23 protein-coding genes are annotated in these 23,467 nt (G+C 69.3%); 15 read left to right on the forward strand and 8 right to left on the reverse strand.

Annotated elements, in window-relative coordinates:
- Positions 1–23 precede the first annotated feature (23 nt).
- A complete protein-coding gene (locus J4573_RS56545; RefSeq protein WP_208264096.1) occupies positions 24–2,573 on the reverse strand; it encodes an FUSC family protein in 2,550 nt (849 codons plus the stop codon).
- A gap of 557 nt (positions 2,574–3,130) precedes the next feature.
- Positions 3,131–4,342, reverse strand: a complete 1,212-nt coding sequence (gene serB / locus J4573_RS52890; protein WP_208264097.1) for a phosphoserine phosphatase SerB — start codon at positions 4,340–4,342, stop codon at positions 3,131–3,133.
- A 273-nt stretch (positions 4,343–4,615) separates the two neighbouring features.
- Between serB and J4573_RS52895 the strand changes: the two genes are divergently transcribed.
- From J4573_RS52895 to J4573_RS52930, 8 genes are all read left to right on the forward strand, one after another.
- Entirely contained in the window at positions 4,616–6,223 is a 1,608-nt protein-coding gene (locus J4573_RS52895) for a recombinase family protein (protein ID WP_208264098.1), read from the forward strand.
- 1,840 nt (positions 6,224–8,063) lie between these two features.
- Positions 8,064–8,234 carry a hypothetical protein gene (locus J4573_RS52900; RefSeq protein ID WP_208264099.1) on the forward strand — a complete coding sequence of 57 codons (171 nt, stop codon included), beginning with the start codon at positions 8,064–8,066 and terminating at the stop codon, positions 8,232–8,234.
- A 230-nt stretch (positions 8,235–8,464) separates the two neighbouring features.
- Positions 8,465–9,154, forward strand: a complete 690-nt coding sequence (locus tag J4573_RS52905; protein ID WP_208264100.1) for a hypothetical protein — start codon at positions 8,465–8,467, stop codon at positions 9,152–9,154.
- A complete protein-coding gene (locus J4573_RS52910) occupies positions 9,147–9,404 on the forward strand; it encodes a hypothetical protein (RefSeq protein ID WP_208264101.1) in 258 nt (85 codons plus the stop codon). Before J4573_RS52905 ends, J4573_RS52910 begins: the two co-directional genes overlap by 8 nt.
- Entirely contained in the window at positions 9,401–9,574 is a 174-nt protein-coding gene (locus J4573_RS52915; protein ID WP_208264102.1) for a hypothetical protein, read from the forward strand. The genes J4573_RS52910 and J4573_RS52915 overlap by 4 nt, the downstream gene beginning before the upstream one ends.
- Before the next feature lie 800 nt (positions 9,575–10,374).
- On the forward strand, positions 10,375–10,767 hold the full coding sequence (locus J4573_RS52920) for a hypothetical protein (protein ID WP_208264103.1): 393 nt from the start codon (positions 10,375–10,377) through the stop codon (positions 10,765–10,767).
- 53 nt (positions 10,768–10,820) lie between these two features.
- Complete coding sequence (locus J4573_RS52925; RefSeq protein WP_208264104.1) at positions 10,821–11,033, forward strand: hypothetical protein; 213 nt, start codon at positions 10,821–10,823, stop codon at positions 11,031–11,033.
- 360 nt (positions 11,034–11,393) lie between these two features.
- On the forward strand, positions 11,394–11,666 hold the full coding sequence (locus tag J4573_RS52930; protein ID WP_208264105.1) for a hypothetical protein: 273 nt from the start codon (positions 11,394–11,396) through the stop codon (positions 11,664–11,666).
- Between the two features lie 81 nt (positions 11,667–11,747).
- Here the strand turns inward: J4573_RS52930 and J4573_RS52935 are convergent, their stop codons facing one another.
- The 3 genes from J4573_RS52935 to J4573_RS52945 form a co-directional block, all read right to left on the reverse strand.
- Positions 11,748–12,086 carry a hypothetical protein gene (locus tag J4573_RS52935; protein WP_208264106.1) on the reverse strand — a complete coding sequence of 113 codons (339 nt, stop codon included), beginning with the start codon at positions 12,084–12,086 and terminating at the stop codon, positions 11,748–11,750.
- A gap of 229 nt (positions 12,087–12,315) precedes the next feature.
- Positions 12,316–12,693 (reverse strand): hypothetical protein, encoded by a 378-nt coding sequence (locus J4573_RS52940; RefSeq protein WP_208264107.1) that lies wholly within the window; start codon positions 12,691–12,693, stop codon positions 12,316–12,318.
- Positions 12,690–13,082 (reverse strand): hypothetical protein, encoded by a 393-nt coding sequence (locus J4573_RS52945; RefSeq protein WP_208264108.1) that lies wholly within the window; start codon positions 13,080–13,082, stop codon positions 12,690–12,692. The genes J4573_RS52940 and J4573_RS52945 overlap by 4 nt, the downstream gene beginning before the upstream one ends.
- Positions 13,083–13,220: 138 nt before the next feature.
- On the opposite strand from J4573_RS52945, the gene J4573_RS52950 reads away from it, so the two are divergent.
- The gene (locus J4573_RS52950) at positions 13,221–14,030 is read left to right on the forward strand and encodes a helix-turn-helix domain-containing protein (protein ID WP_208264109.1); all 810 of its coding nucleotides are present in this window, start codon (positions 13,221–13,223) and stop codon (positions 14,028–14,030) included.
- Positions 14,027–14,221 (forward strand): DUF397 domain-containing protein, encoded by a 195-nt coding sequence (locus J4573_RS52955; protein ID WP_208264110.1) that lies wholly within the window; start codon positions 14,027–14,029, stop codon positions 14,219–14,221. The genes J4573_RS52950 and J4573_RS52955 overlap by 4 nt, the downstream gene beginning before the upstream one ends.
- Positions 14,222–14,315: 94 nt before the next feature.
- On the opposite strand, the gene J4573_RS52960 is transcribed toward J4573_RS52955, so the two are convergent.
- The 3 genes from J4573_RS52960 to J4573_RS52970 are packed head-to-tail and all read right to left on the reverse strand — an operon-like array spanning position 14,316 to position 17,693.
- The gene (locus tag J4573_RS52960) at positions 14,316–15,449 is read right to left on the reverse strand and encodes an S-adenosylmethionine:tRNA ribosyltransferase-isomerase (protein ID WP_208264111.1); all 1,134 of its coding nucleotides are present in this window, start codon (positions 15,447–15,449) and stop codon (positions 14,316–14,318) included.
- The gene (locus J4573_RS52965) at positions 15,433–16,989 is read right to left on the reverse strand and encodes an MFS transporter (protein WP_243775034.1); all 1,557 of its coding nucleotides are present in this window, start codon (positions 16,987–16,989) and stop codon (positions 15,433–15,435) included. The genes J4573_RS52960 and J4573_RS52965 overlap by 17 nt, the downstream gene beginning before the upstream one ends.
- A complete protein-coding gene (locus J4573_RS52970) occupies positions 16,986–17,693 on the reverse strand; it encodes an SDR family NAD(P)-dependent oxidoreductase (protein WP_208264112.1) in 708 nt (235 codons plus the stop codon). The genes J4573_RS52965 and J4573_RS52970 overlap by 4 nt, the downstream gene beginning before the upstream one ends.
- A gap of 146 nt (positions 17,694–17,839) precedes the next feature.
- Between J4573_RS52970 and J4573_RS52975 the strand changes: the two genes are divergently transcribed.
- The 5 genes from J4573_RS52975 (at position 17,840) to J4573_RS56550 (ending at position 23,124) form a co-directional block, all read left to right on the forward strand.
- Complete coding sequence (locus J4573_RS52975; protein ID WP_307797566.1) at positions 17,840–19,123, forward strand: GAF domain-containing sensor histidine kinase; 1,284 nt, start codon at positions 17,840–17,842, stop codon at positions 19,121–19,123.
- On the forward strand, positions 19,120–19,755 hold the full coding sequence (locus J4573_RS52980; RefSeq protein WP_208264113.1) for a response regulator: 636 nt from the start codon (positions 19,120–19,122) through the stop codon (positions 19,753–19,755). The genes J4573_RS52975 and J4573_RS52980 overlap by 4 nt, the downstream gene beginning before the upstream one ends.
- A gap of 36 nt (positions 19,756–19,791) precedes the next feature.
- Positions 19,792–20,574 carry a PP2C family protein-serine/threonine phosphatase gene (locus tag J4573_RS52985; protein WP_208264114.1) on the forward strand — a complete coding sequence of 261 codons (783 nt, stop codon included), beginning with the start codon at positions 19,792–19,794 and terminating at the stop codon, positions 20,572–20,574.
- A 1,385-nt stretch (positions 20,575–21,959) separates the two neighbouring features.
- A complete protein-coding gene (locus J4573_RS52990; RefSeq protein WP_307797567.1) occupies positions 21,960–22,307 on the forward strand; it encodes a DUF2752 domain-containing protein in 348 nt (115 codons plus the stop codon).
- Between the two features lie 91 nt (positions 22,308–22,398).
- On the forward strand, positions 22,399–23,124 hold the full coding sequence (locus J4573_RS56550; RefSeq protein WP_208264115.1) for an RDD family protein: 726 nt from the start codon (positions 22,399–22,401) through the stop codon (positions 23,122–23,124).
- Positions 23,125–23,467: the final 343 nt, after the last annotated feature.

Consider the following 23,467-nt stretch of genomic DNA (forward strand, 5'->3'; position numbering starts at 1 on the left):
TGGCTAGTTGGCTAGTTGGTTGCCTAGTTGGCTGGTTTGGCAAGGGTTGGGGCTGAGGGGGCGGCGGTTTGGGCGGACGCGGCTAGGTCGTTGGCGTCGCGGAGTAGGGAACGTAGGGCGTAGCGGATGCCGGAGACCTGCAGGAGGGCGTGCCTGAGCGGGGTGAACTCGTCGGTCTTGACGCCGTCCTCGATCTCGGCGCGGCGTTTGCGGGCGAGCTTGGACAGGTATCTGTCGAGGTCGGCGAACTCGTCGTCCAGGGCGTTGCCGGATGGCGATGAGGCGCTCTCCAGGGCGGCGGCGGCCTCGTCGAGGTGGTCGGCCACGCGGTCGAGGATCTCGGGGATGGGGCCGGTGTCGGTGAGTTCCTCGCGGGACATTCGCCCGACGGCGATGAGGTGGTCGCGCATCCGGTGGGCGTACCGGACGGCGTCGCGGAGGTGCGCGATGCGGTCGGTGTCGGGGACGCGCTCGTTCCCCAGGCGCTTGCGGGCCTCCGAGACGGCCTCGGCGGCCTGTTCGGCGGCGATGATCTGGCTGTGCGGGAGGCGTTCCAGCTCGCCTTCGACGACCGCGGTGGTCGTCCGGACGAGATCGGCGTGGACGCTGAGGAGTTCGTCGAGTTGGGCGGGGAGCCGGTCGGCGTAGCGGGTCGGCCAGAGGACGCGGGCTGCGATCAGGGCGATGGCGCCGCCCGCGATGGTGAGCGCGATGCGTTCGCCGGCCGCGGTCCAGTCGGACGGCGTCGAGAAGTCCATCAGCATCATGGCCAGCGGCGTCCCGAACAGCCCCCAGTACGTGAAGTTCACCGGGCGCAACGTGAAGCCGAGCAGACCGAACGCGAAGAGGACCAGGGCCGCGACGACCTGGGTGGGAGCCAGGGCTAGGAGGATGGCCGCGATCGCCGATCCGGCGGCGGTGCCGCCCACGCGCTGGAAGAGCTTGGTGATCGTCTCGCCGTACGTGCCGCGCACGCTGAGCATGACCGTGATCGTCAGCCAGTGACCGTGCGGGAGATGCAGCCCCGCGGAGATCGCCATCGCGAAGGTGACCGCGAGCGTGACCCGCGTGACCTGCCGGAACTCCGGTGAACGGGTCCGTACGGCGGTCCCGAGCCGTTCCCAGGCCGACATCGGGTGCGCGCCGATCGGGCGGGGCGGGCCGAAGCCGATCCGCACGCCGCTCGCCACGATCCGGCGAGCGGAGTCGATGCTGCCGGCGATGCGGTCGATCGAACGCCGGATCTGGGCGATCAGCGCGGCGGCGACCATGTCCTCGTCGCCTGCGAGGCTGGCCCGCCGGATGTACTCGCTCTGCCTGCCCAGGCGCCGGAGCGCCGCTGATTCCACGCTCCCGAGCGGGGCGTCGCCGGTGGTGCCGACCGCCCCGGCCAGCAGCCGTACGCGGGCCGCCAGCGCGGCGATCGCGACGCGTACCTCCAGCTCCCAGTCGCGGTCGGGCGGACGGCGCCGCGCCGCCTCCACCAGGGCCCGCAGCGCGACGCTCTCGTGCATGATCCTGGCCAGCGCGTCGATCAGCCGCTCGGGCTTGGTGGGCTCGTCCTGGCCGTGGCTCGAACGGTAGAGGCCGTAGGTGGTGCGCGCGGCCGTCAGGGCCTGGGAGGCGGTACGGCGGCGTTCCTCCCAGTCGGGCTTGCGGGCCACCTCGGCCAGATCGGGGTTGGTGAGGTCGACGGCGTCCAGGGCGCTGGCGTCCGGCGCCCCCACGTCCTCCGCGACCGCGTCCAGCGCCTCGGCGACCGCGTCGGCCGCCTCCGACAGCGCCGTACGCAGCGGACGCAGGCGGCGCGCGGGCCACGGCGTGAGAAGCAGCGCCATGACCAGGAACCCGCCGACGAGCTCAAGGAACCCGTTGTAGGTGATGTGGTCGGCGCGCGGCCGGATCGCCGTCATCAGAACGGACAGACCGGCCGTGGGCCCGATCCAGGGAAGGGCGCTGCCGAGCGCCACGATCGGGGGAACGACCGCCACGGCCAGCCAGGTGTGGCCGCTCAGATGCCCGCCGATCGTGGCCCCGATCGCCACGATGATCACGGCGCTCAGGAGGTTGCGGGCCCGTTCCCCGTACGGCCCCTCGGGCGCGCGCAGAGCCACCAGGTAGGCCCCGAGCGCGATCATCGACCCCTGCGTGTCGTGCCCGGTCAGCGCGCCGACGAGCAGCGGCAGCGCGATCCCGAGGGAGGCCGCGAGGCCGTAGAAGGGCGCCGCACGTCCCTCGATCTGGGCGTACGCATCCCGCGCTCCCTTGAGCACGCGCTTCCCTCCGGCCTCGTCAGCTCCCGTCCGTGATCTACCCCCGATCGCCTCCCCCGGACCGTCACCCCGCCCCCCGAACGTTCCCCTGCCCGCCCGCCCACAGCCCTTCCAACGGCCCGCCGCACCCCCGCACGCGATGCCGAGCCCGCACGCGATGCCGAGCTCGCACGCGATGCCGAGCTCGCACGCGATGCCGAGCTCGCACGCGATGCCGAGCCCGCACGCGATGCCGAGCCCGCACGCGATGCCGAGCCCGCACGCGACGCCGAGCCCGCACGCGACGCCGAGCCCGCACACGCGGCAACGAGCCCGCACACGCGGCAACGAGCCGGCGCGGGCATGCGGGGCAGCGCATGTGGAAACGAGACGGCGCTGGCGTGGCCCCTTGGCCCAGGTAGGCAGGAACGAGACGCGAGCACGCGGGTGGCGTGCACGTGGCGACGAGTTGCCGCCTGCACGGTCTTAGACCCGCATGGTCGGGGGTTCAGACCCCTGCCAGGGGACGCACGCGCGCGAGGGCTAAGCGGCTGAGGACGAGCACGCGGGGGCGCGGTGCAAATGGGCCCGAGCGTGTGGGGCGTGGGTGCTCGAGCCTGCAGGGGTGCGGCGTGGGTGGTCGGTCTGAGCCCGCACAGGCGCAGTGTGGTGAGCGCTAACCCACAGGGGCGCGGTGCAGGTGGCCTCTGAGCCGCACAGGCGCGGTGTAGTGGGCGCTAACGCACACAGGCGCGGTGCGGGCGGTCTCTGAGCTCGCAGAGGCGGGGTGTGGTGGGCGCGAACGCGGAGGGGTGCGGTGGGGTGGGCCCTGGCACGTGGGGCGCGGGTGGGCTCTGGCGCGTGGGGTGCGAGTGGGGTTAGGCGGGTGGGGTTGCTGCGTCGGCTGCGTCGGCGGCTTCTACCTCTTCGCGGGAGATGCCCAGGAGGAAGAGGATGGTGTCCAGGTAGGGGACGTTGACGGCGGTGTCGGCGGCCTGGCGTACGACGGGCTTGGCGTTGTAGGCGATGCCGAGGCCGGCGGCCTGGAGCATGTCCAGGTCGTTGGCGCCGTCGCCGATGGCGACCGTCTGGCTGATCGGGACGCCGGCCTCGCGGGCGAACTGCTCCAGGGCCTTGGCCTTGCCGGCGCGGTCGATGACCGGGCCGACGACCTTGCCGGTGAGCTTGCCGTCGGAGACTTCGAGGGTGTTGGCGGAGGAGTAGTCGATGCCGAGCTCGTCGGCCAGGCCGTCGGTGACCTGGGTGAAGCCGCCGCTGACGATGGCGAACTTGTAGTCGAGGCGCTTCAGCGTACGGACGAGGGTGCGGGCGCCGGCGGCCAGCTGGATCTTGCTGCGCACCTCGTCGATGGCCGAGGCGTCGAGGCCGGCGAGGAGGGCCACGCGTTCGCGGAGGGAGCCCTCGAAGTCGAGCTCGCCGCGCATGGCGGCCTCGGTGACCTTGGCGACCTCGTCGAGGCAGCCGGCGTGCTCGGCGAGCAGCTCGATGACCTCGCCCTGGATGAGGGTCGAGTCGACGTCCATGACGATGAGGCGCTTGGCGCGGCGGTGCAGCCCGGCGTGCTGGACGGCGACGTCCACCTGCTGCTCGAACGCCTCGGTGGCGAGCGCGGCGCGCAGGCCCTCGGGGTCGGCGCCGGAGACGTCCATCTCGATGCAGGTGACCGGGTTCTGCGCGAGGCGTTCGATGCGGTCGATGTTGGCGCCGTTCGCCGCGATCCGGCCGCTGATCCCGGCCATCGCGGCGGGCTTCAGCGGCGCGCCGAACACGGTCACGTGCAGGCGGCCGCGGCGGCGCGGCATGCTGGTCACCTTGCCGGTGGACAGCTCGATCTCCATCTCGAGATCGGTGGCGACCTGCTCGGCCGCCGTCCAGATCTGCCCGACGTCGGTGCCCTTCTCGTACGTGATCAGTACGCCGAGGATCAGCCGGCCGCGGATCACGACCTGCTCGACGTCGGCGACGGTCACCGGGAACCGGGTGAGCGTGGTGAACAGGCGCGACGTCACCCCGGGGCGGTCGCGGCCGGTGAGTGTGATGAGCAGCGTGCGCTGTGCTGAGCCGTCCATAGCTGGTCCCCACGGTACCGGGCGGACGGCGCGACCCGATCCACGCGTCCAGCATGTGGACGCGTCATGGATGCGGCATGGTCACGGCAGGAGGAGGTTGAGATCGCCGAACCCGATGGAGTCCCACCCATCGGTCTCGGCGGCGAACACGGCCCCCGACCGGTAGCGAGAAGTCACGCGACCGGTAGCCGTGTTCGCGCTCCATGCGTGCGAACACCACCCCGGGTTGGGGCCCTTAACAAGGGCACCGACCCCCATGTTCGCGAGGTGCTCATGCGCGCGTTGATCGCCATTCGTCTGTCCGTCGAGACCGACGCCACGACGTCCCCCGAGCGTCAGCTAGAGATCTGCCAGTCCTTCGCAGGCGGGCGCGGCTGGACGATCGCGGGGGTAGCTCGGGACCTGGACGTGTCCGCCGTGAAGGTGCGCCCGGAAGAACGTCCCGAACTGGGGAATTGGCTCCGGAACCGATCGCACGAGTTCGACGTGATCGTGTGTTGGAAGCTTGACCGCATCGTCCGATCCGTCGCGGACCTTTCCGACCTGATCAAGGCGGGCGACCGTGACGGGTTCGCGCTGGTCTCCGCGACGCAGCCGTTTGACCTGACGGACATGATGGGCCGCGCCATGGCGCAGATCGTTGCGGTGTTTGCGGAGTTGGAAGCCGCGATGATCGCTGAACGGGTGGCCTCCGCCCGCCGTCACATGCGCGAGACCGGACGCTGGGCAGGAGGACACGTCCCGTTTGGGTACATGGCGGTTCCCCGCGAGGGCGGCGGGCTGACGCTCGTGCCCGATCCTGAGCTTGCCGAGACCATCCGCGAAGCGGCCAAGCGGGCACTCAACGGAGAGTCTTGGTACACCCTCGCGGCATGGCTCACGGAGACGGGTGTTCCAACCCCGCGCGACGCGGACGCCGTGCGGCGCGGGAAGGACCCTAAGCGGCCCGTGTGGCATCCCGAGACGCTCGCGCAAATCATGACGTCGCCCGTGCTGCTCGGGTACGCCATGCACAAGCAGCGGCCCGTGGTCGGTCCGGACGGTCAGACGCTCCCTCCCGCATTCCCGGAGATCCTGAGCGACGACACCCACAGAGCGGTCCTCGCGGAGGCACGCAAGCGGAGGGGGAACCGCTCCGAGCGTCAGAAGGGGGCGGCTCCGTTGCTCGGGATCGCGGTGTGCGATGAGTGCTCGACGCAAGACGAGCACGTACGGCTCTACGGTGATGGCCTCACGCTGGACAAGCCCCGATACAAGTGCACCAAGTACGCTAACCGGCCCGTAGGCGGGTGCGGCATGACCGTGTCCGTCCGGGCGCTGGACCCATGGGTCGAGCGCGAGCTACTCGCCCGCGTCGGCTCGTGGCATCTCATGGAGGCCGTGACGACACCCGGACGGGACGTCGCGGCGGAGTTGGCGGACCTGGACGCCCGGATGGAGGACTTGCGCGCGGACCGTGCGGCGGGGATCTACCGCTCCGATGCCGACGCCGCATGGTTCCGGAGTACGTACGCCGACATGCAAGACGAGCGTGACCGGTTGGCCGCGATACCCGCGAACGACGACGAGAGCCCCGTCTACCGCCCCACCGGCCGCACGGTGGCTGACGAGTGGGAGGCAGCGGACACGGAAGCCCGCCGTCAGCTCATGCTTGATCTAGGCGTCCACGTCCACGTGAAGCGCTCCCCCCGGAAGGGCAAGCTCACTCAGGCCCAGATGGAAGGCCGGTTCCGGATGGAGATCACGAACCCTTCCGCGCTCGCGGTCGAGGACGCCTACGACGCCCTTGCGGTCGAGGACTTCTTGCACAGCCCGGAGGCGGGGGCCGCCCGCGAAGCGTCCGGCGTGCGCGGGCTGAACATCCGCGTCACGGCCGCCTGAGGCGGCCCCTAGCGGCCCCCGAACGGCCCCCGCTGCCATTGACGGTGGGGGCTGTTTCGCGTCTCTGGGCCTCCTGAGGGCTGTACGTCACCCCGGACGCCGGGAGGTCCCGCACGGCCGTACGTCACCCGTACGTGAACCGGGAGACGTACGCGGGCCGCCGGACGTCTGCTCGCGCAGCGCTGCACAGGTCCGGCCGTGGCGTTCGCGGGGATGCGGCCGCGCCGATTCCATGCGTATGCATGTGTGTCCCCTAAAAGGGGACGGGTTGTTTGGGTTTATTGGATTCCCTATAAGAACTCTATAGCTATACAGAGAAACCCAAACAACACGGGGACTTTTAGGGGACACCCTTGTGTGACCTGCGTAGCAGCGTGAACACCCGCGAACGCAGGGGCCCTTAACTTGCGTGACAGCAGGGCGAACACCCACGAACGCCCGTAGCGATAAATCAGGCAGAGGCCCCGGCGTCACCGCGAACACCCGCGAACACCCGCGAACACGGGGACCCTTAACACTGCTGTAGCCACCTGGCGTGCGCCGCTACGTACGCGCCGGTTGCTGGCTGAAAGACCACCACTGAACAAGTGGTAGAGGCCCCGTCCCTGGGGCGGTTCCGAGTGGAGTAGCGGCCACTACGGAGCCCGCCGGGGGCGGGGCTTCTCGTCGTCTGTGCGGGCATCGCCCGACCGCTACCCGAACGGACCTCTAATGGACTTCCTGACGGCCGCGAAGCTTGCCCGCGATGGCAAGACGCGGGACCTGTACCGCGCGACCAATGACGGCATTCTGACGGCCGCACAGCGGGACGCAGTGTTCCTCTGGGAACCGCCGAACAGGTACTGGCGAGACCAGCGCGCCATGCGAACCGAAACAACGGTGGAGGACGCCGTTACGCGGGAGTGGGGTCCTGACGTTTTCGACGGCTGGACGCCGCGAAGACAGGGCGTTCGCGGCGGATACGCGCACCGCCTTCTCGTCGAGCCCGGCACCCGGTGCGGAAGTTGCGGCGGAGAACTCTCCGGCCGTCAGCAGACCTTTTGTTCGCCCCGGTGCCGTACCGCGTTCAAGCGGAACAACGGTGCGCTTTTCAAGGTCCGGAAGTGCATCGCATGTGGAATCGACCTCGACCCAACAGAGCGTGGGACGCGGTGTGAGGACTGCGCCGAAGACCTCATGCGTGCTCGCGATGAGCGCCTGGACGCATTGCTGGACCGTCCATGTGAGGCGCACGGATGTGACGACATCGTGTTTTGGAACGAGTCCGGCCGCCCGCCGAAGTTCTGTAGCTCGACTTGTCGTGAACGTGAGAAGAAGCGCCGTCAGCGTGCCCGCAAGCGTGGGCAGGAGGGAACCCCACAATGATGCGAACCCCCACCGCCTCCGTGTGGAACTGTGACCACTGTGAAGGCTTCCATGGCCTCCACTTGTGCACCGCGTCCAGCATGCGTTTCGCGCACGCAGTGAGCGACGTTCTCCCCTACATTCCGGTGTCCACGCGGGACCGGTTCCTTCGCACTCTCGCCGACCACAATACGGACGTACAGAACGCGCTTGATTCGATGGCGGGCCACGCTTCCCGCTGACTCCCTTTGTGGCCAGTACGGCTATCTGGCCACCTCCGTTTGAAGCTCACGCCCCCTTACCCCTTGGGGCGTGTTGGGTGCGGATTCCCTCCAGGGCTGCATCCTCCATGAAAGCCGGGTCCCGGACCCGTACCCCGCGAGTAGCCGCGCGGAGGTGCGAGCCTGGGGCCCGGCTTTCTGTATTTCACCCTGTTTGACCTGGGCAAACGTCGCCGGCCCGTAGTCGGGCCATTTCGTAGCGTAAGGAACAGCGCATGGAGAAGGACCCGCGAAACAAGACGCTTTCGCCTGATGACTCACGTCGGCCGTCGCGCGTATTCGGAGTCCCCGAGACGCTGCCTCCGGCCGTCAAGGCCAGGATCGCGAAGGGCTACCGCTGGGATGAAGTGCGCGGCGATTTCGTGTGCGTCTGGGGTGCGGTGTGACCGGCTGCAAGTGGCGCGATGCGGACGGCATCGTGTTTGAGATCGAGGGCGTTCCGGTGCGAGCCAAGAGTGATCGGGCTTGGGAGTGCGCCGACCCTGGGTGGATTTTTGGCGTCCACACCGACCACTCCGAGATCGATGCGGAGGGCGACTAGTGCTGTGGACGATATCGCCGGACACGAAGAAGGGTGCGGGCATGGTGCCCGCCGGAGACAAGAAGGAAGAAACCAATGAGCAACAACACGCCGAACGGAATGCATCTGCCGGAGGCCACGCCACCTAAGCTGTCCCGTCACATCCGCGTCGTGGACCGTATGGAGGCGGACCGGTGGGACATGGAACTCCGGTCGCAGTCCATTGCGGGGATCGCGGCGGAGGAGGCCCGTGCCGCGAGCGATGCGTACGAGGAGTACGACACCTACACCTCGGACCATTTCGGGGTTCTGGCCGATGATTGGCTGGAGCGCGCGGTGGAGCGGGAGGCCGCCGCGATCGCCGCGTTCGTGGACGCGGGCACGGAGCCCCCGAAGAACCGCGTCTCCGAGGTCGATAAGGCGTCCAGGGAACGCCCGCTTGCTCTCGCGACCGCGCGGCGGATGAAGGAGCGGGTGTACCAGCTCGACGCGGCGGCCCTCCGCGTGTTCGCCCGTGAGGCCCCTGGCGCGGTGCCTGCTCTCCGCGACGGCGTCCAGGAGGCGCTCGCGGCTGTCGAGCGTGCTCTTGCGGAGGTGGCGCGTACGGCCGCGATCGCCAACGCCGCGTACGGGGAACTGGTCAAGGTGCGGCAGGTGGCCGAGAACCTGCCTCCCTTCATCATGGAGAGGCTCGCGATCCCGCTGATGGACCAGCACGCGAGCACGGTGCGCCTGCACGACGAGTTGCAGGCTGCGCGGCGTCGGGTCGGTGGTCAGGATGACTGAGGCAGCGTGGCCGGTGTCGTACGACGCAGCGCGACGGACCATGGCGGAGCACCGCGAGGCGCGGGAGGCGGAGCGGCGCGCGTCGCTGGACGTGGAGATCGCGGCGGAGCGGTCCCGTATCGACGCTGAGCAGGCGGCGGGTGCTGTGGCGGATGCTGCTGTGTCGGCGCGGATCGCTGAGCTTCGCGCGGAGGGTCTCGGTTGGGGTGAGGTCGCGGAGCGCCTCGCGGGCGAGGAGGTGACGCCGTGACCGTGCCACGACACCTTCGGCCGTACAAGGCTGGGGACACCGTCGTGTACCCGGCGTCGATGTCGGTCCGGCTCTGGGCGAAGCCGTTCGCGAAGAAGATCGATCAGGCGGAAGCCAACCGGCTGAACAAGCTGGAGGGCCGCATCGCGGAGCCGGAGGCGGACGCGTGAGCGCGGACGTCTGCGCGGAGATCCTCCGTCAGTGCGAGGTGCTCCGCGCCACGCTCGCGCGCCTCGCGGTCGCCCTGGGGGCCGATCCTGTGGAGGCGCTCGCTGGCGAGCGGGACCGCGTGAAGTCCCCCGCCCGGTAGCGGGCCGACCGCGATGCGCGAACGCCTCCGAACTCGCGACGCTGAGCGGCTCTAGAACGGCCGGGGCGGTCCGGGGTTGGCCGAGTAAGGGCCCGGATCGTTCCGGCCGTAAGCGGGGGCTTCTCAGCCTCCCCCGCCCCTGCTCTGCCGGGTAGGTACGGCGGGCTGAATCCCGCTGGGGTGGCGGGCCCGGGGTAGGGGGTGGGTGCCTGGCTAGTCCGTTCATGGAGCGTTGTGCGCCGCGAGGTGTGCGCGCTTCCCGTCCGCGATGAGCGAGCGGCGAGTGAGGTAGTCCGGCCGGACTGCACGTGACCATTCACGGGCCGCCGATTTCACCCTTCCCGTCGCCCCTCAGGGGCCCTGCACGCCCCTCAGGGGTCTTGCCTCTATTCGGCCAACGCCTTGCCCTGTTCGTCGCTCACAGAGCAACTGAGCGCCATTCGGAACGTACTCAGGGTTCACGTGCTCTGGCTCCCGCGAAAGGCGACCCGATACCCGGGGGTGCACCCCCTCCCCCGGGAGGGGAGCTTGAACGGTAGGGGTTAGCACCGGAGCGACCGTGCGACGCATCACGGTCTGACTTTTGCCAGAAACCCCAGCTCAGAGAATTGCTAGCTCGCGTCTGTGGCGAGACGCATACGACCGTTGGGAGATTGCACCGTGAGTGACCAGGATGACCGGCCACCGGTCCCTGCGATTGAGCGTCTCGGCTCGCGCGGCACTGTTCTCTGGAACCGCGTAACGGAAACGTGGGACCTCAAACCGGATGAACTTGAACTCCTCTCCGCCGCGTGTCGGACGGTGGATCACATTGCCGCGATGGAGAAGGAATTGGAGGGGCAACCGCTGACCGTTCTCGGCTCACAGCGACAGCCGGTTATCAACCCGCTCGTCTCGGAACTGCGGTTCTACCGCGCCGCACTCGCGTCACATCTGCGCGCGTTGCGGATTCCGGATTCGGAGGACGAAGGCGCGGAGGTGCTTCCGATGGATCGGAAGATGACCCGCTCGGAGTCCGGGCGGGTTGCGGCGCATGCGCGGTGGTCCCGGTGAAACCCCGGAGGCGTCCAGAGCAATTCGCGCCGGTTCCGCCCGACGGTTTCGACGTGGACGCGGCGGTTCTCGCGATGCACGCCGAATTGGTCGGTGCCGACGACGCGAAGGACTGGCGGGCTCGCGCGGAGCTGACGGAGGAATGGGCGACCGCGAATGATGTCGAGCTCCATCCGGAGTGGGGCGGGAAGGTTACAAATCGCTGGGTGTGGGATGCCGACGCGGGCCGCGTCGTGCGTAACCTGTGGCAGTTCACCACACGGTGAGAGTTTCCACTTGCGTTGACGCAGTGAAGACGTTTCCGGAACCGCACACCTCGCGTGTTGACGCTGACGTGGCACCGTTTCCGCCGCGATGTAAACGAGAAGGCCCCGGGTGATGCCGCGCTTTACGCGCGTTGTCGCCCGGGGCCTTTTGTCAGTGACAGGACTTGTGCAGCGCTGCACAAGAACGGGGCACCGTGAGCGGCTCACGGAGGTGGTTCGCAAACAGCTTGCGAACCCCTCGCTTCCCGTGTTGACAACGGAGATCATGGAGTGCTCTCCTGGCCAAACAAGAACGGCCCGAACCGGTGCGCCAACACCGATCCGGGCCTAGGGGATTCACCTGTCTGGAGGTTCCACCCCATGAGGGACGACTTTAGCGTGCCCGCGTCCAGCGACGACAACACGACCGCCTACGACAGTCCGTTGACACTCGGCGCGGAAACGAAGGTCGATGTACTCGCGGAGATTGTCAATGACCTGTTGTCCACGCTCGTCAACGAGGGTCGCATGTCGCTCGCGGAGGAGCGCACTTGGCGGGCCGCGACTGACGCTGTTGTGCTCGACAAGCCGGAACTGAATACACCCGGCGGGCAAGTCGTGGCGGAGGTGGAGACCATTCTCCACGCCGCGTAGAAGCGCAAGCAAACAGCCCCTACCCGATTCCCGGGCAGGGGCTCTTTTGCTGTCTGCGGGCCGCTCAGGGCCGTCCAGGGGCTAGCACTGGCAGTCTTCCCCGCACGCCTGGAGGAGGATGGATGCCGACGCGCGGGTGCCCACTGCGTCCAACTCGTCCGGCGTGCCGAGCGAGACACCGACGAACGGGCCGGACCCCCACTCATACCGGCGACGCTCCGGCGACCATCGCAGGTCCCACGGGCCGGTAGGCGACGCGCAGGGGATGCGGACCGCCACGGTCATGGAAAGCTCCGGCGCGCCATCCTCGCGAGCGTCGCCCGGGGCAACGAGCGTCAGTACCACCTTCGGCTCACGCACCCGCATGCTCGCGAACAGTTCGTCCAGGGGTCCCGGCGTGGCGACCGTGTCCGTGGTCATCTGGAGATCTCCGTTCCTCTCGGGGGTGTGAAGCGAGCTCCGGGGGAGGGGTCGTGCCATCGATCACCCTTCCCCCGGAGCCCGCAACGCCCGCGTGCCCGGCGCGGTTGGCACGTGGACGGGTCTTGGCGCGGGCCCCGGGGCGGTCGTGGAAGTGGACCCAACACCGACAGCCCCGGGGACCGCTCGCACGCGTGAGGGTCGGGGGTTTCACCTCACGCGAGCGGATCTAGGGGGTAGGCATCTGGCCCCGGAGACGCTCCACGCGCGCGTCCGTCTCCTCCAGCACGTCCGCCACGGTCTCCGCGAGAAACCCGTGTTCGCGCATGAGCCGCTCATACGCGGGCCGGAGCTTCTCCCAAGCCACAAGGAGCGCGTCCCATGCCTCGCGCTCGTCCAGGCGCTTGAGGAGCTCGTGTGCCTCTTCCACGGCGTTCATGTGCAGCACGCGGAGGAGCGTGTTCGAGTGCTTGCGCGTGGACCACACATGCCCGAACGCACCCGTCGCGAGCGCGATCATTTCGGCCGGACGCGCGTACAGCCTCGCCGGACGCCGCTCCTGCGCGTCGTAATACCCGTGCTGATAGATCATCGGGTCGTCGCTCATGCCATCGCCCCTCGCACGTACCGGCCCGCGCGGGCAGGATCGGACACGTGCGCGAGGAGCATGCCGGACTGCGACACGATCCACCAATCCCGCTCCGCGTACGCGAGGCTCAGATAGACCCGGCGGCGGGTCGCGCGCTCCACCACGAACAACCACACGTGCCCGTCTTGCGCCACGATCTGCGTGTCCAGCGCGTGCACGTCGGCAAGGCACGCCGCAACGGCCTCCAGCACCGCCAGGCGGTCCGGGGGATCGGGGGCTTCCCCGCGTACCGTCCGGACGTTCGCGGCCGTCTGCGTGCTCCCTGCGGTGCGCTGCCTGCCCGGACCCGCACGTCGCGCGGTCCGCCGTTCACTGCGTGTCGGCTGCGGTCGGCTGTGGGCACCCATGCTCGCTATCACCTCGCGGGACTTGCGTATCTGTGGGGTTGACTCTGTGTCGGGCGTCACGTTTCTACGGACAAGGTTCCTCGCGCCGAGTTACCTTCGGAAGGTTCGCGCAACAGACGCAAGTCCGGAGGGTCACCGATGCCGCGACGCGAGTCACCAAATCCCGGAGACTCCCTATGGAGCCTCATAGCCGTTCAACTGCGCAGACACCGAGATGAGCGCGGACTGTCCGGGGCGGACCTCGCCGAACTCTTCGATCGCGATCGGTCCACAATTTCGCGACTTGAGTCAGGCGAAATCAAGCTCACTGAGGAGCTTGCCCGCATCGCTGATGATGCGTGGAGCACGGGCGATCTCTTCGTGACTCTCGTCCGCTTCGCCAAGGAGGGCCACGACCGCGAGTGGTTCCAGACGCACACTGCGCTCGAAGCGCGGGCATCTGAACAGCGCATTTGGGAAGCGCTGTGGATTCCGGGTCTGCTTCAGACGGAGAGCTACACGCGGGCGCAGGTGACGGCGGCCGGATTCCTGGACATCGACGAGCGAGTTGCTAAGCGGATGAAGCGTCAGGAGAGCCTGAACCGCAACCCACCTCCGCTAATGCGGGTAATCCTGGACGAAGGAGTCATCACGCAGCCTGTCGGTTCGCCCGAGATCATGCACGAGCAACTTGCCCGGCTCCTAGAGCTCGCCGCGCTCCCCAACATCACGATCCGGATCGTCCCCAAATCGACAGGTGCGCACGTCGGGCGGGATGGATCGTTCAAGATCCTCACTGTGGACGGGGAAGACTCGGCATACATCGAAGCGGCCGAAGAGGGGCGGCTTGTCCAAGACGCAACGGATGTACGCTCGTTCCGACTACGGTTCGACCGCATCAGCGATCGAGCTCTGGACGCTGACACGTCCATGCAGCGTATTAGGGAAGTGATGGAGGGTTTTCGGTGACTCCCACATGGCGCAAGTCGAGTCGCAGCGGTAGCAGCGGGAGTGACAGCGACTGCGTCGAGGTTGCGCGGTTCTCACGCAACATCGGAGTGCGTGACTCCAAGGACCCGGACGGCCCCAAGCTCACGCTCTCTCCCGACGCGTGGCGCTCCCTCGTGCACCGCGTCAAGGCGGACGACGAGACCGCCTGACCCGATCGACCTAGCCCCGGCCGCCGCGTGTGGCCGGGGCTTTCTGATGTCCAGGTACGGACGTGGCGGACGTGAGCCGGTCAGTTCCGTGCTACTAGTGGGAAAGCAGAAGGTTCGCGTCACCGAACTCGTGCCAGAGGTAGGACTCGGCGAGGGCCGCTTCGTAGGTTGATTTCAGCAGGTCAGGACCGGCAATGGCGGTCAGCATCATGAGGTGTGAGGACCGTGGTTCGTGGAGTCCGGTGAGGAGTCCGTCGACCGTTCGGACGCCTGCTTCCGGGGTGACGACATGCTCTGTCCACCCATTGGACGCCCGCACGTGGCCGTCATGACCGACGGCGCTCTCCAGGGCCCGTACGGCCGTCGTGCCGACCGCGATCACCCGGTCGCCGCGGGCCCGGACGTGGTTGACCAGATCGGCGGTCGCGGCCGTGACCTCGAAGCGTTCGGCGTACGGCGGCTCGTGCGCTTCGGGCGAGGCGACGCCGGTGTGAAGGGTGATCGGCGCGAAGAGGATCCCGTGCGAGACCAGGCGCGTGACCAGCTCCGGGGTGAACGGCCTGGCTGCGCTGGGCATCTCCGCGCTGCCGGTGCCACGGTCGTAGGCGAACGTGGTCTGGTAGGCGGCGGTGGGCCAGTCGCGGCGCACGTACGAGTAGCGAATCGGCGTTCCGTGGCGGCGCAGATAGGGGACGACCTCGGTGCTGAGGCGGGCTTCCCAGAGGCGTTCGGTGCGACGGCCGATGAGGGTGAGCGTGGCGCCGCCCGGCATGGGGATCCACTCGCCCGGGTTGCCTCCTTGGTAGGGAACGCTCGCCTTCCCCGTTCGGCGCCGCAACTCCACCAGCCAGACCCGATCCGTGCCGGCTTCCTCAGGGAGGTCCACTTCGGGGAGCGCTGCTTCAGGGAGCGCTGCTTCAGGGAGCGCTGCTTCAGGGAGGTCTGCTTCGAGGAGGTCCGCGCCGGCTTCTTGGGGGAGGGGTGTGGAGAAGTGGACGGCGATCTTGTCGAGGCGTACGGCGGCCGGGAGGGTGGCGGAGGTGTTGACCACCAGGAGGTCGCCCGGGCGCAGCAGGGTGGGCAGGTCGCGGAACTCATGGTGAGTCACCTCCCCGGTGTTCCGCTCGCCGACCAGGAGCCGGACGCCGTCGCGGGTACGGCCGCGCGCCTCGGGGGGCTCGTGGGCCTCCAGCGCGGGAGGCAGGGTGAACTCAAGGGTGTCGGCCATGGCTGTTCTCCAGTCGGAACGAGGCGACCACGGCGAGGCCGGCGATCGCGGCGAGGAGGACTCCGGCGACGACCAGGCCCTCCTGGATGTGGCCCGTACCGAAGCCGGTGACGAGGGCGCCCGCCACGCCGACGACCACGGACGAGCCGATGCTGTCGCTGATCTGCAGGGCGGAGGAGTTGGCGCCCTGTTCTTCTTCGGGGGACTGGTCGAGGAGCAGCACGCTGAGGCTGCTGATCGCCAAGCCCATGCCCAGCCCGCCGATCGTCCAGGCGGGCGCCGACCACCAGCCGGGCAGTTGGAGGGTGATCGTCGCCGCGACGACGCCGATCGCGACGAGGACCGAGCCGAGGATGACGAAGAACGAACGGGACCGGCGGGAACGGCCCTGGATCTGGGACGCGGCCGACCAGCCGAGCGCGGCGACGGTCAGGACCACGCCTGCCTCGGTGGGGCTGAAGCCGTGCAGGGTCGTGAGCGCCAGGGGGATGAAGACGTCCATTCCGTAGAACGCTCCGGCGAGCAAGCCTCGGGTGAGGACGACGCTGGGGAGACCGCGGCCCATCCGCAGCGTTCCGGCGGGGAAGAGGCGGATCAGGCCGTACGCAAGGCCTGCGATGCCGATGGCGGCGGTGAGGATCAGGACCGGGCCTGACCGGTCCAGGCCGTACAGCAGGATCCCGGCGCCCGCCGCGACGCCGATGGCGGCGAGGTAGCGGCCGCGGCCTGCCTGCGCGGCCGCAGCCGGTGTGTGCCCGGCCGAGGTCGTCTTGCGGAGGGCGGGAACGAGGATGGCCGCCGCCGGGATCACCAGCGGGATCAGGCCGAGGAAGACCCAGCGCCAGCCCGCGTGGTCGGCGACGATTCCGCCCACGGCCGGTCCGATGAGGGAGGGCAGGACCCAGGCGGTCGCGAGGGCCGCGAACACGCGGGGGCGGAGATCCTCGGGGTAGACGCGAGCGATCAGCACGTAGACGGCGACGATGGCGGCGCCCGTTCCGAGGCCCTGGACCGAACGGCCGAAGACGAAGATCCACATGCTGGGTGCGGTGCCCGCGATGGCCAGCCCGGCGACGAACGTGGTGAGGCCGATCATGAGGGGCTTGGCAGGTCCGGAACGGTCGATCCAGCCGCCCGCGAGGACCGTGGTGAGCAGGCTCGCGATGAGGGTGCTGCTGAAGCCCCACGCGTACAGCGACAGGCCGTTCAGATCGCGGGCCGTCACCGGCATGACCGTCCCCACCGACATCGCCTCGAACGCCAGCAGCGTGATGACCATGACGATGCCGAGCGTCGATGCCCTGTAGCGGGCGCCAAGGAGGCCGCCCTCGGCCGAGCTTTCCGCTGAGCTGTTCGCGCCCTCGCCCGGGAGAGCGCCTGCCTCTGAGGGGGTGAGTTCGGGTGCGGCCTCAGGAAGCTGCACATCCGCAATTGCCTCCTGGGAGGCATGCAGCACAAGCGCGTCCTGGGAGGCCTGCGGGCGGTTCTGCCCGTCTGGAGGGTCCTCCCGTACGGGCTGGGGGGTGAGGGCGGTGGTCATCGGGCTTCCCCGAGGCGCGCGGCGGTGTAGCGGCCGCTGGGGAGACGGTCGGTGATGAGGTGCTTCAAAGCGGCCGCCGACTCTTCGGGCGGCGGGGCGGCGTCGGCGTCCTCGCCAGCCGCGCGCAGCATGTCCGTGCGCATCTCGCCGGGGTCGACCCACCAGACCGCCAGGCCGGGCTCCTCGGCCGCCAGCACGTTGGAGATCTGCTCCAGGGCGGCCTTGGTGGCCCCGTAACCGCCCCAGGTCTCGTACGGCTGGTTGGAGGCGTCAGAGGTGATGTTGAGGATGGCGCCGCCCTGCGCTCCGCCCCGTTCGCGCAACGCGGGCAGCACGGCCTGGATCAGCGCCAGCGGCGCCAGCGTGTTGATTTTGAACGCCTCGGCGAGGTCGTCGATGGGCTGGTCGGCCAGGAGCGGCAGCGGCGTGGTGCCCAGCGTTCCGGCGTTGTTGACCAGCAGCCCGAGCCCGCCGGCCGCCTCGACCTCCCGTACGAGAGCCGCGCGGTGCTCCGGATCGCTGACGTCGCCGGCGACCTGAGTGACCGCGGCCCCGGAGCCCGCGAGCTCCTTGACGGTGGCCTCTAGTGCCTCGGGGCCACGCGCGGTGAGAATGAGATCCCAGCCGTCCCGGGCCAGTTCGAGGGCGAGCGCGCGCCCCAATCCGCGGGAGGCTCCGGTGATGAGTGCCGTCTTCTGCGTCATGCCTTAGACGCTAGAAATGGCTGCTCCGCGCGGCATCGGCCGTCCGGGGCCGATGATGTTGGTCACTTGGACCTAGGACCTCCGGCCACACCTAGGACCCCAGGCTGATTCGGGATGAGACACCCAGAGAGTACGGTCTACACAGGGTGAGCGACGATGGCCTCACCAGGCGAGACCGGGAGCACGGAAAGTTGGGCACCGAGCAGGCAGGCTGCGGAGAGCCGGGAGCGACGCTGCACGCGGTCAGCTCCGCGGTTCTGGCCGTCACGCGCCACCTGTCGGTGCACGAGGTTCTGCAGGTGATCGTACGTGCGGCCGCCCAGCTCCTGGACGCGCGCTACGCCGCGCTGGGGGTGCCCGACGACGAGGGCTCGTTCGCCGAGTTCGTGGTCGAGGGCGTCTCCGAGGAGGAGTGGGACGCGATCGGCCCGCTGCCCCGACAGCACGGCCTGCTCGCCGCGATGCTCCGCGACAACGCGCCCAAGCGGCTGTCGGACATCCGCCGGGAGCCGGAGTTCGTCGGCTGGCCCGCCGCGCACCCCATCCTGAAGGACTTCCTGGGCGTCCCGATCAAAGACGGCGAGGACGTGCTCGGCATCATCTTCCTCGCCAACAAGCAGAACGTTCCGAAGGGCAAGGGCTTCACCGAGGCCGACCAGGACCTCCTCACCCTCTTCGCCGCGCACGCCGCGATCGCGATCACCAACGCCCGCCTGTACGAGCACAACCGCGAGCTGACCGTCGTCGCCGAACGTAACCGGCTCGCCCGGGAGTTGCACGACGCCGTCGCCCAGAAGCTGTTCTCGCTGCGGCTGACGGCCAAGGCGGCCGCGGCCCTCGCCGAACGCGACCCGGCCCGTACGGTGGCCGAGCTCGAACAAGTCGAGGTTCTCGCGGCCGAGGCCCTCGCGGAGCTCCGGGCCGTGATCTTCGAGCTCAGGCCCGCGGACCTGGCCGACGGTCTCGGTGCGTCGCTGCGCAAGCACGTCGAGGTGCTCGACCGCGCCTATGAGACGGCCGTACGGTTCGCTGGAGACGGCGCCGTCGCGCTGCCCGAGGACCAGGAGGCCGTGCTGTTCCGGATCGCCCAGGAGGCCCTCTACAACGCGCTGCGCCACTCCGGCGCCGCTGCCGTGGAGGTACGCCTGCACGCCGACGACGAACGCGTCGTCCTCGAGGTGGCTGACAACGGCTCCGGCTTCGACCTGTCCACCAACCGGTCCACCGCCGGCAACGGAGGCGGCAGCGGAGGCGGGGGCGGTGGCGCCGCCGGCAACGCAGGCGGGGCGGCCGCCGCCGCGGCTGCGGCGTCCAACGGCGGCCTGGGCCTGGCCTCGATGCGCGAACGGGCCCGGTCGGTCGGCGGTTCACTGGAGATCGAGGCCACGCCCGGCGCGGGCACCCTCGTCCGGCTGGAGGTGCCCGCATGATCAAGGTGCTGATCGCCGACGATCATCCGGTGGTCCGTCAGGGCCTGCGGACCTTCCTGGGCATCCAGGAGGACATCGAGGTGGTCGGGGAGGCCGAGGACGGCGTGTCCGCGGTGTCGCTGGCCGAATCGCTGGAGCCCGATATCGTGCTGATGGACCTCAAGATGCCCGGCGCCGACGGTCTGGCCGCGCTGACGGAACTCCGGGCTCGCGGGGTCGGCGCGCGCGTCCTCGTTCTGACCAGTGTCACCGAACGTGGCCACGTGCTGCCGGCAGTACAGGCGGGAGCGGCTGGGTATCTGTACAAGGACGTCGATCCACAGGCGCTCGTTCAGGCGATTCGAGCCGTCCATGACGGGCACGTACTGTTCGCGCCGGACGCCGCCGAGGCCATGGTGCGTGTGGAATCGGCGGCGGGAGACGACCGCGGCCTGGCCGCGCTGACCGAACGGGAACGGGAGGTGCTCGTGCAGATCGCACTGGGCAGGTCCAACCGGGAGATCGCGCGTGCTCTGGTGGTCTCGGAGAAGACGGTCAAGACGCACGTCAGTAATCTGCTCATGAAGCTGGGAGTCCAGGATCGGACACAGGCGGCGTTGTACGCCGTACGCCACGGGCTGGCCGGGGACTGATACAACTCCCATGACAGGATCGTCATCGAAATCGGTATGAACGTAACAATCAGGTACGCAGCAGGCAGCGACATTGGATGCAGCCGCGAGAACAACGAGGACTCGGGCTACGCCGGTGCGCGGTTGATCGCGGTCGCCGACGGCATGGGCGGCTACGCGGGCGGCGAGGTCGCGAGCTCGACCGTCATAGGTTCACTGCGCTCTCTGGACGCCGATGCCCAGCCCGACGATCTCGTCGAGAGCCTCGGGCGCGCCGTCGCCGAGGCCAACGAGAAACTGCGGATCGTTCGTGAGGAACGCCCCGACCTCAGCCGCATGGGCACCACCCTGACCGCCATGCTGTGGTCCGGCACCCGCGTCGCGCTGGCCCACATCGGCGACTCCCGCGGCTACCTCCTGCGCGAGGGCGAGCTCTTCCAGATCACCCAGGACCACACGATGGACCAGCTCCTCAACGCCGAAGCCGGCGAGGGCCAGGTCCCCGACCCCGCCGAGGCCTCCAGGCTCTCCCACGTCCTCTACCGCGTCCTGGACGGCCGCGAGGACCGCGAGCCCGACCTCCGCCTCCGCGAGGCCCGCCTGGGCGACCGCTACCTCCTGTGCTCCGACGGCCTGAGCGGCCCCGTGGACGCCCAGACCATCTACGAGGTCCTCTCCGCCGAGGCCGAACCCTCCTGGGCCATCCAGCGCCTCATCCAGCTGGCCCGCGACGGCGGCGGTCCCGACAACATCACCGCCGTCATCGCCGACGTAGTAGAGGCCGACCACGCCCCAGACCCCGGCGCCCCCGTAACAGTAGGCGCCGCCGCCCAAGCCTGACCCACCCCGCAGAACCCGGCCCAAAGCAGAACCCTGCCGCGCCGGGCCTGCGCGACGAGATGCACCCGCTCGCTCGGGCCGTTCCGTTCCGTTCCGTGCCCGCCCGCGTCGACGCAGTACCCAGACCCCACGCCACTCAGGCTCCCGCCGCTCCCGGTCCGTCACATCGGGCCCGTGCTGCCGGGCCTCCGCCGCTTCCGGGCGTGTGCCTGCGCGGTCACATCCATCGCTCGCTAGCGCCTTGCCCGCCCGCGTCGCCGGCGCGCCCAGGTCCGCGCGCCACTCTGCGCCTCCGCTCCCAGCCCTCGCCGCCGCGCCAGGCCTGAGTCGGGGCCGGTCCAGCATGCCGGGCATCGTCGTCCCGGCCCACGCTGCTCCAAGCCCTGCCAACTACTGACACCGCTCGCGCCGGGTCATTGAGAAGGATCTGCGCGTGACCTCATTCCCTGGCTGGGTGAGGGCACCCACAGCCCGCGCCGCGCCCCCGGCTTGCGCGACTCCTGGCCTGCGACTCCTGGCCCGCGACCACATCGCCGCGACCACATCGCCGCGCGCGCCGCGCCGCGCGCGCCGCGCTGTGCCCGCTCGCGTTACCCCGGGGCGCAGCCACGTTTGCGGGGCCCTGGGCATTCACCCACATTCGCCGTTCGCACGACGCTGACGAAGAGCGCCCACACGTGTCGCGGTACGAGCGTCCAGGTCTGCCACGTTCCCCAAGAGATGTATGTCACCCCACGGTGCGGGGGATAGGTGCGGCCGTTTCGGTGCGTTCACAGGTTGCAACGGGCTGTGAACGGCGTTGGGGCATTGCCTTCGACGGGCTGGTCGTCGGCGGGTTGCCTGTCCCTGTGGGTGGACGTTGGGCATGGGCACGTACGGGTGCTGCGGGTGGCGGCGGGTTTGGGCTTGGGGTTGGTCTGTGCTGCTGGCGTGGGGGTTTGGGGTTGGTGAGTTGGATTCTGAACGGTGGGGTGTAGCTGTCGGGGGGTGGTGGGGGTGCTGTTCCTGGTTTTAGGGGCGCTGCTTCTTTGGGTGGGGTGTGGGTCTGACGCTCGGAAGGCGGGTGGGGAACGGGTTTGTGGGGCTGAAGTGCGGCGTTCTGGCGATCGCAACACGGGAAACTCGGCGCACAGGGGTTGTGGTTTGTCCTACTCTTTCCCCTGAGGTGGTGTCCTGGGTGCCCAGGTAACGGTCCGGTCGCGGATGGTTGCTGGGACTTGACCTACCTCAGGGTGCACCCGATATACGGGTCACTCGGACTCAGTCTTGAGGCGGAGGATTCGTTGGGGGGAGCGCCCGGGTCGGCGGTCGCCGGTGCACCGTCGGGTGCGGCGGCGAATCTCGTCGATCGGACACTCACCGCTGCGCGGCGCGGTCCTGTGGGAGTGCTGCTGCGTGTCGCGGCCATGGCCGGTGCGGCCATGGGAGCGGCATGGATTCATCGTGTCAACGACCCCGGTGTGCTCTGTCCCTTCAGGGCGATCACCGGGATCCCCTGCCCCATGTGCGGCGGTACGACCGTGTTCATCGAGCTGGGATCGGGCCATGTGGCCCAGGCCCCGCTGGCGAACCCGGTCGCGTTCGTCGGCGCGATCGGCCTCGCCGTCGCGCCGTTGGGAGCGGGGAGCCGGTGGTGGGCACTCCAGCCGCGCACCCGTGCCTGGGTGCTCGGCACAGCCCTCGTGGGATCGGAGCTGTGGCAGCTTGTCCGGCTCGGTCTCCTGCGAGTTTGAAGGCCGCCTTCCCACGTCGGTCAGACTTGCGGAGCCCTCCGGGTCCGGCGGGCGTCACATCAACCACAGGGTCAATCTAGAAGGAGCAAGTGTGGGTAACCCCTATGACCCGTACGGGCAGCAGCCGGGCTACGGTCAGCAGCAGCCCGGTTACGGTCAGCCCCCCGCGCAGCCTGGGTACGGCCAGCCCCCCGCGCAGCCGGGTTACGGTCAGCAGCCCGGTTACGGTCAGCCGCCCGCGCAGCCCGGCTACGGGCAGCAGCCCCCGCCCCAGCCCGGGTACAACCCGCCGCCGCCGGCTCAGCCCGGCTACGGCCAGCCGCCCGCGCAGCCTGGATACGGCCAGCCCGCCTACCAGGAGGTGCACCACCACCACTACGGTGCCAGCGGCCAGATGGCCTCGTGGGGCTCCCGGTTCGTGGCCCGTTTCATCGACGGTCTGATCATCGGTCTGCCGTTCGGTGTCCTGTACTTCATCGGCGCGCTCCTGTCGGCCGGCGGCCGCAGCGGCGGCGCGGCCGTGCTGGGCGCCCTGCTGATGCTCGTCGGCGGCGTGGCCTCGCTCGCGGCCGGCCTGTGGATGTGCAACATGGAGGGCACCACCGGCCAGTCCATCGGCAAGCGCCAGATGGGCATCAAGACCGTCGGCGAGCACACCGGCGCCCCGGTCGGGTTCGGCACCTCGTTCGGTCGCCAGGCCTGCCACTACTTCATCGACAGCCTGGTGTGCTACCTCGGGTTCCTCTGGCCGCTCTTCGACGACAAGAGCCAGACCTGGGGCGACAAGATCTGCCACACGCTGGTCGTTCGCGTCTGAGGCGAGTGACTTGATGTACGGGGCGTCCTGGGAGAGGGCGCCCCGTTCGCGTATCCGGGGACCGGCGCCAGTGCTCCGTTCAGCTCAGCCCACGGGTCGGCCCCGGCTTTCGGCGTACGGGCCGTTCAGCGGGCCAGGCATTCGGCGGACCGGGCGTTCAGCGCGTTGGTCGGCTTCAGCGCGGGGAGTTCGGCGGACGAGCCGGCTTGGATGCGCGGTCGCCTCAGCAGGCGGGGCCGCCTTCAGCGCGTAGGCCGCCTTGAGCGTACGGGTCGTTCGGCGGATCCGCGGTCCCCTTCAGCCTGCGGAACGGCCTCAGCCTGCGGAACGGCCTCAGCCTGCG

The sequence above is a fragment of the Actinomadura barringtoniae genome (assembly GCF_017573505.1).
Lineage (GTDB): Bacteria > Actinomycetota > Actinomycetes > Streptosporangiales > Streptosporangiaceae > Spirillospora > Spirillospora barringtoniae.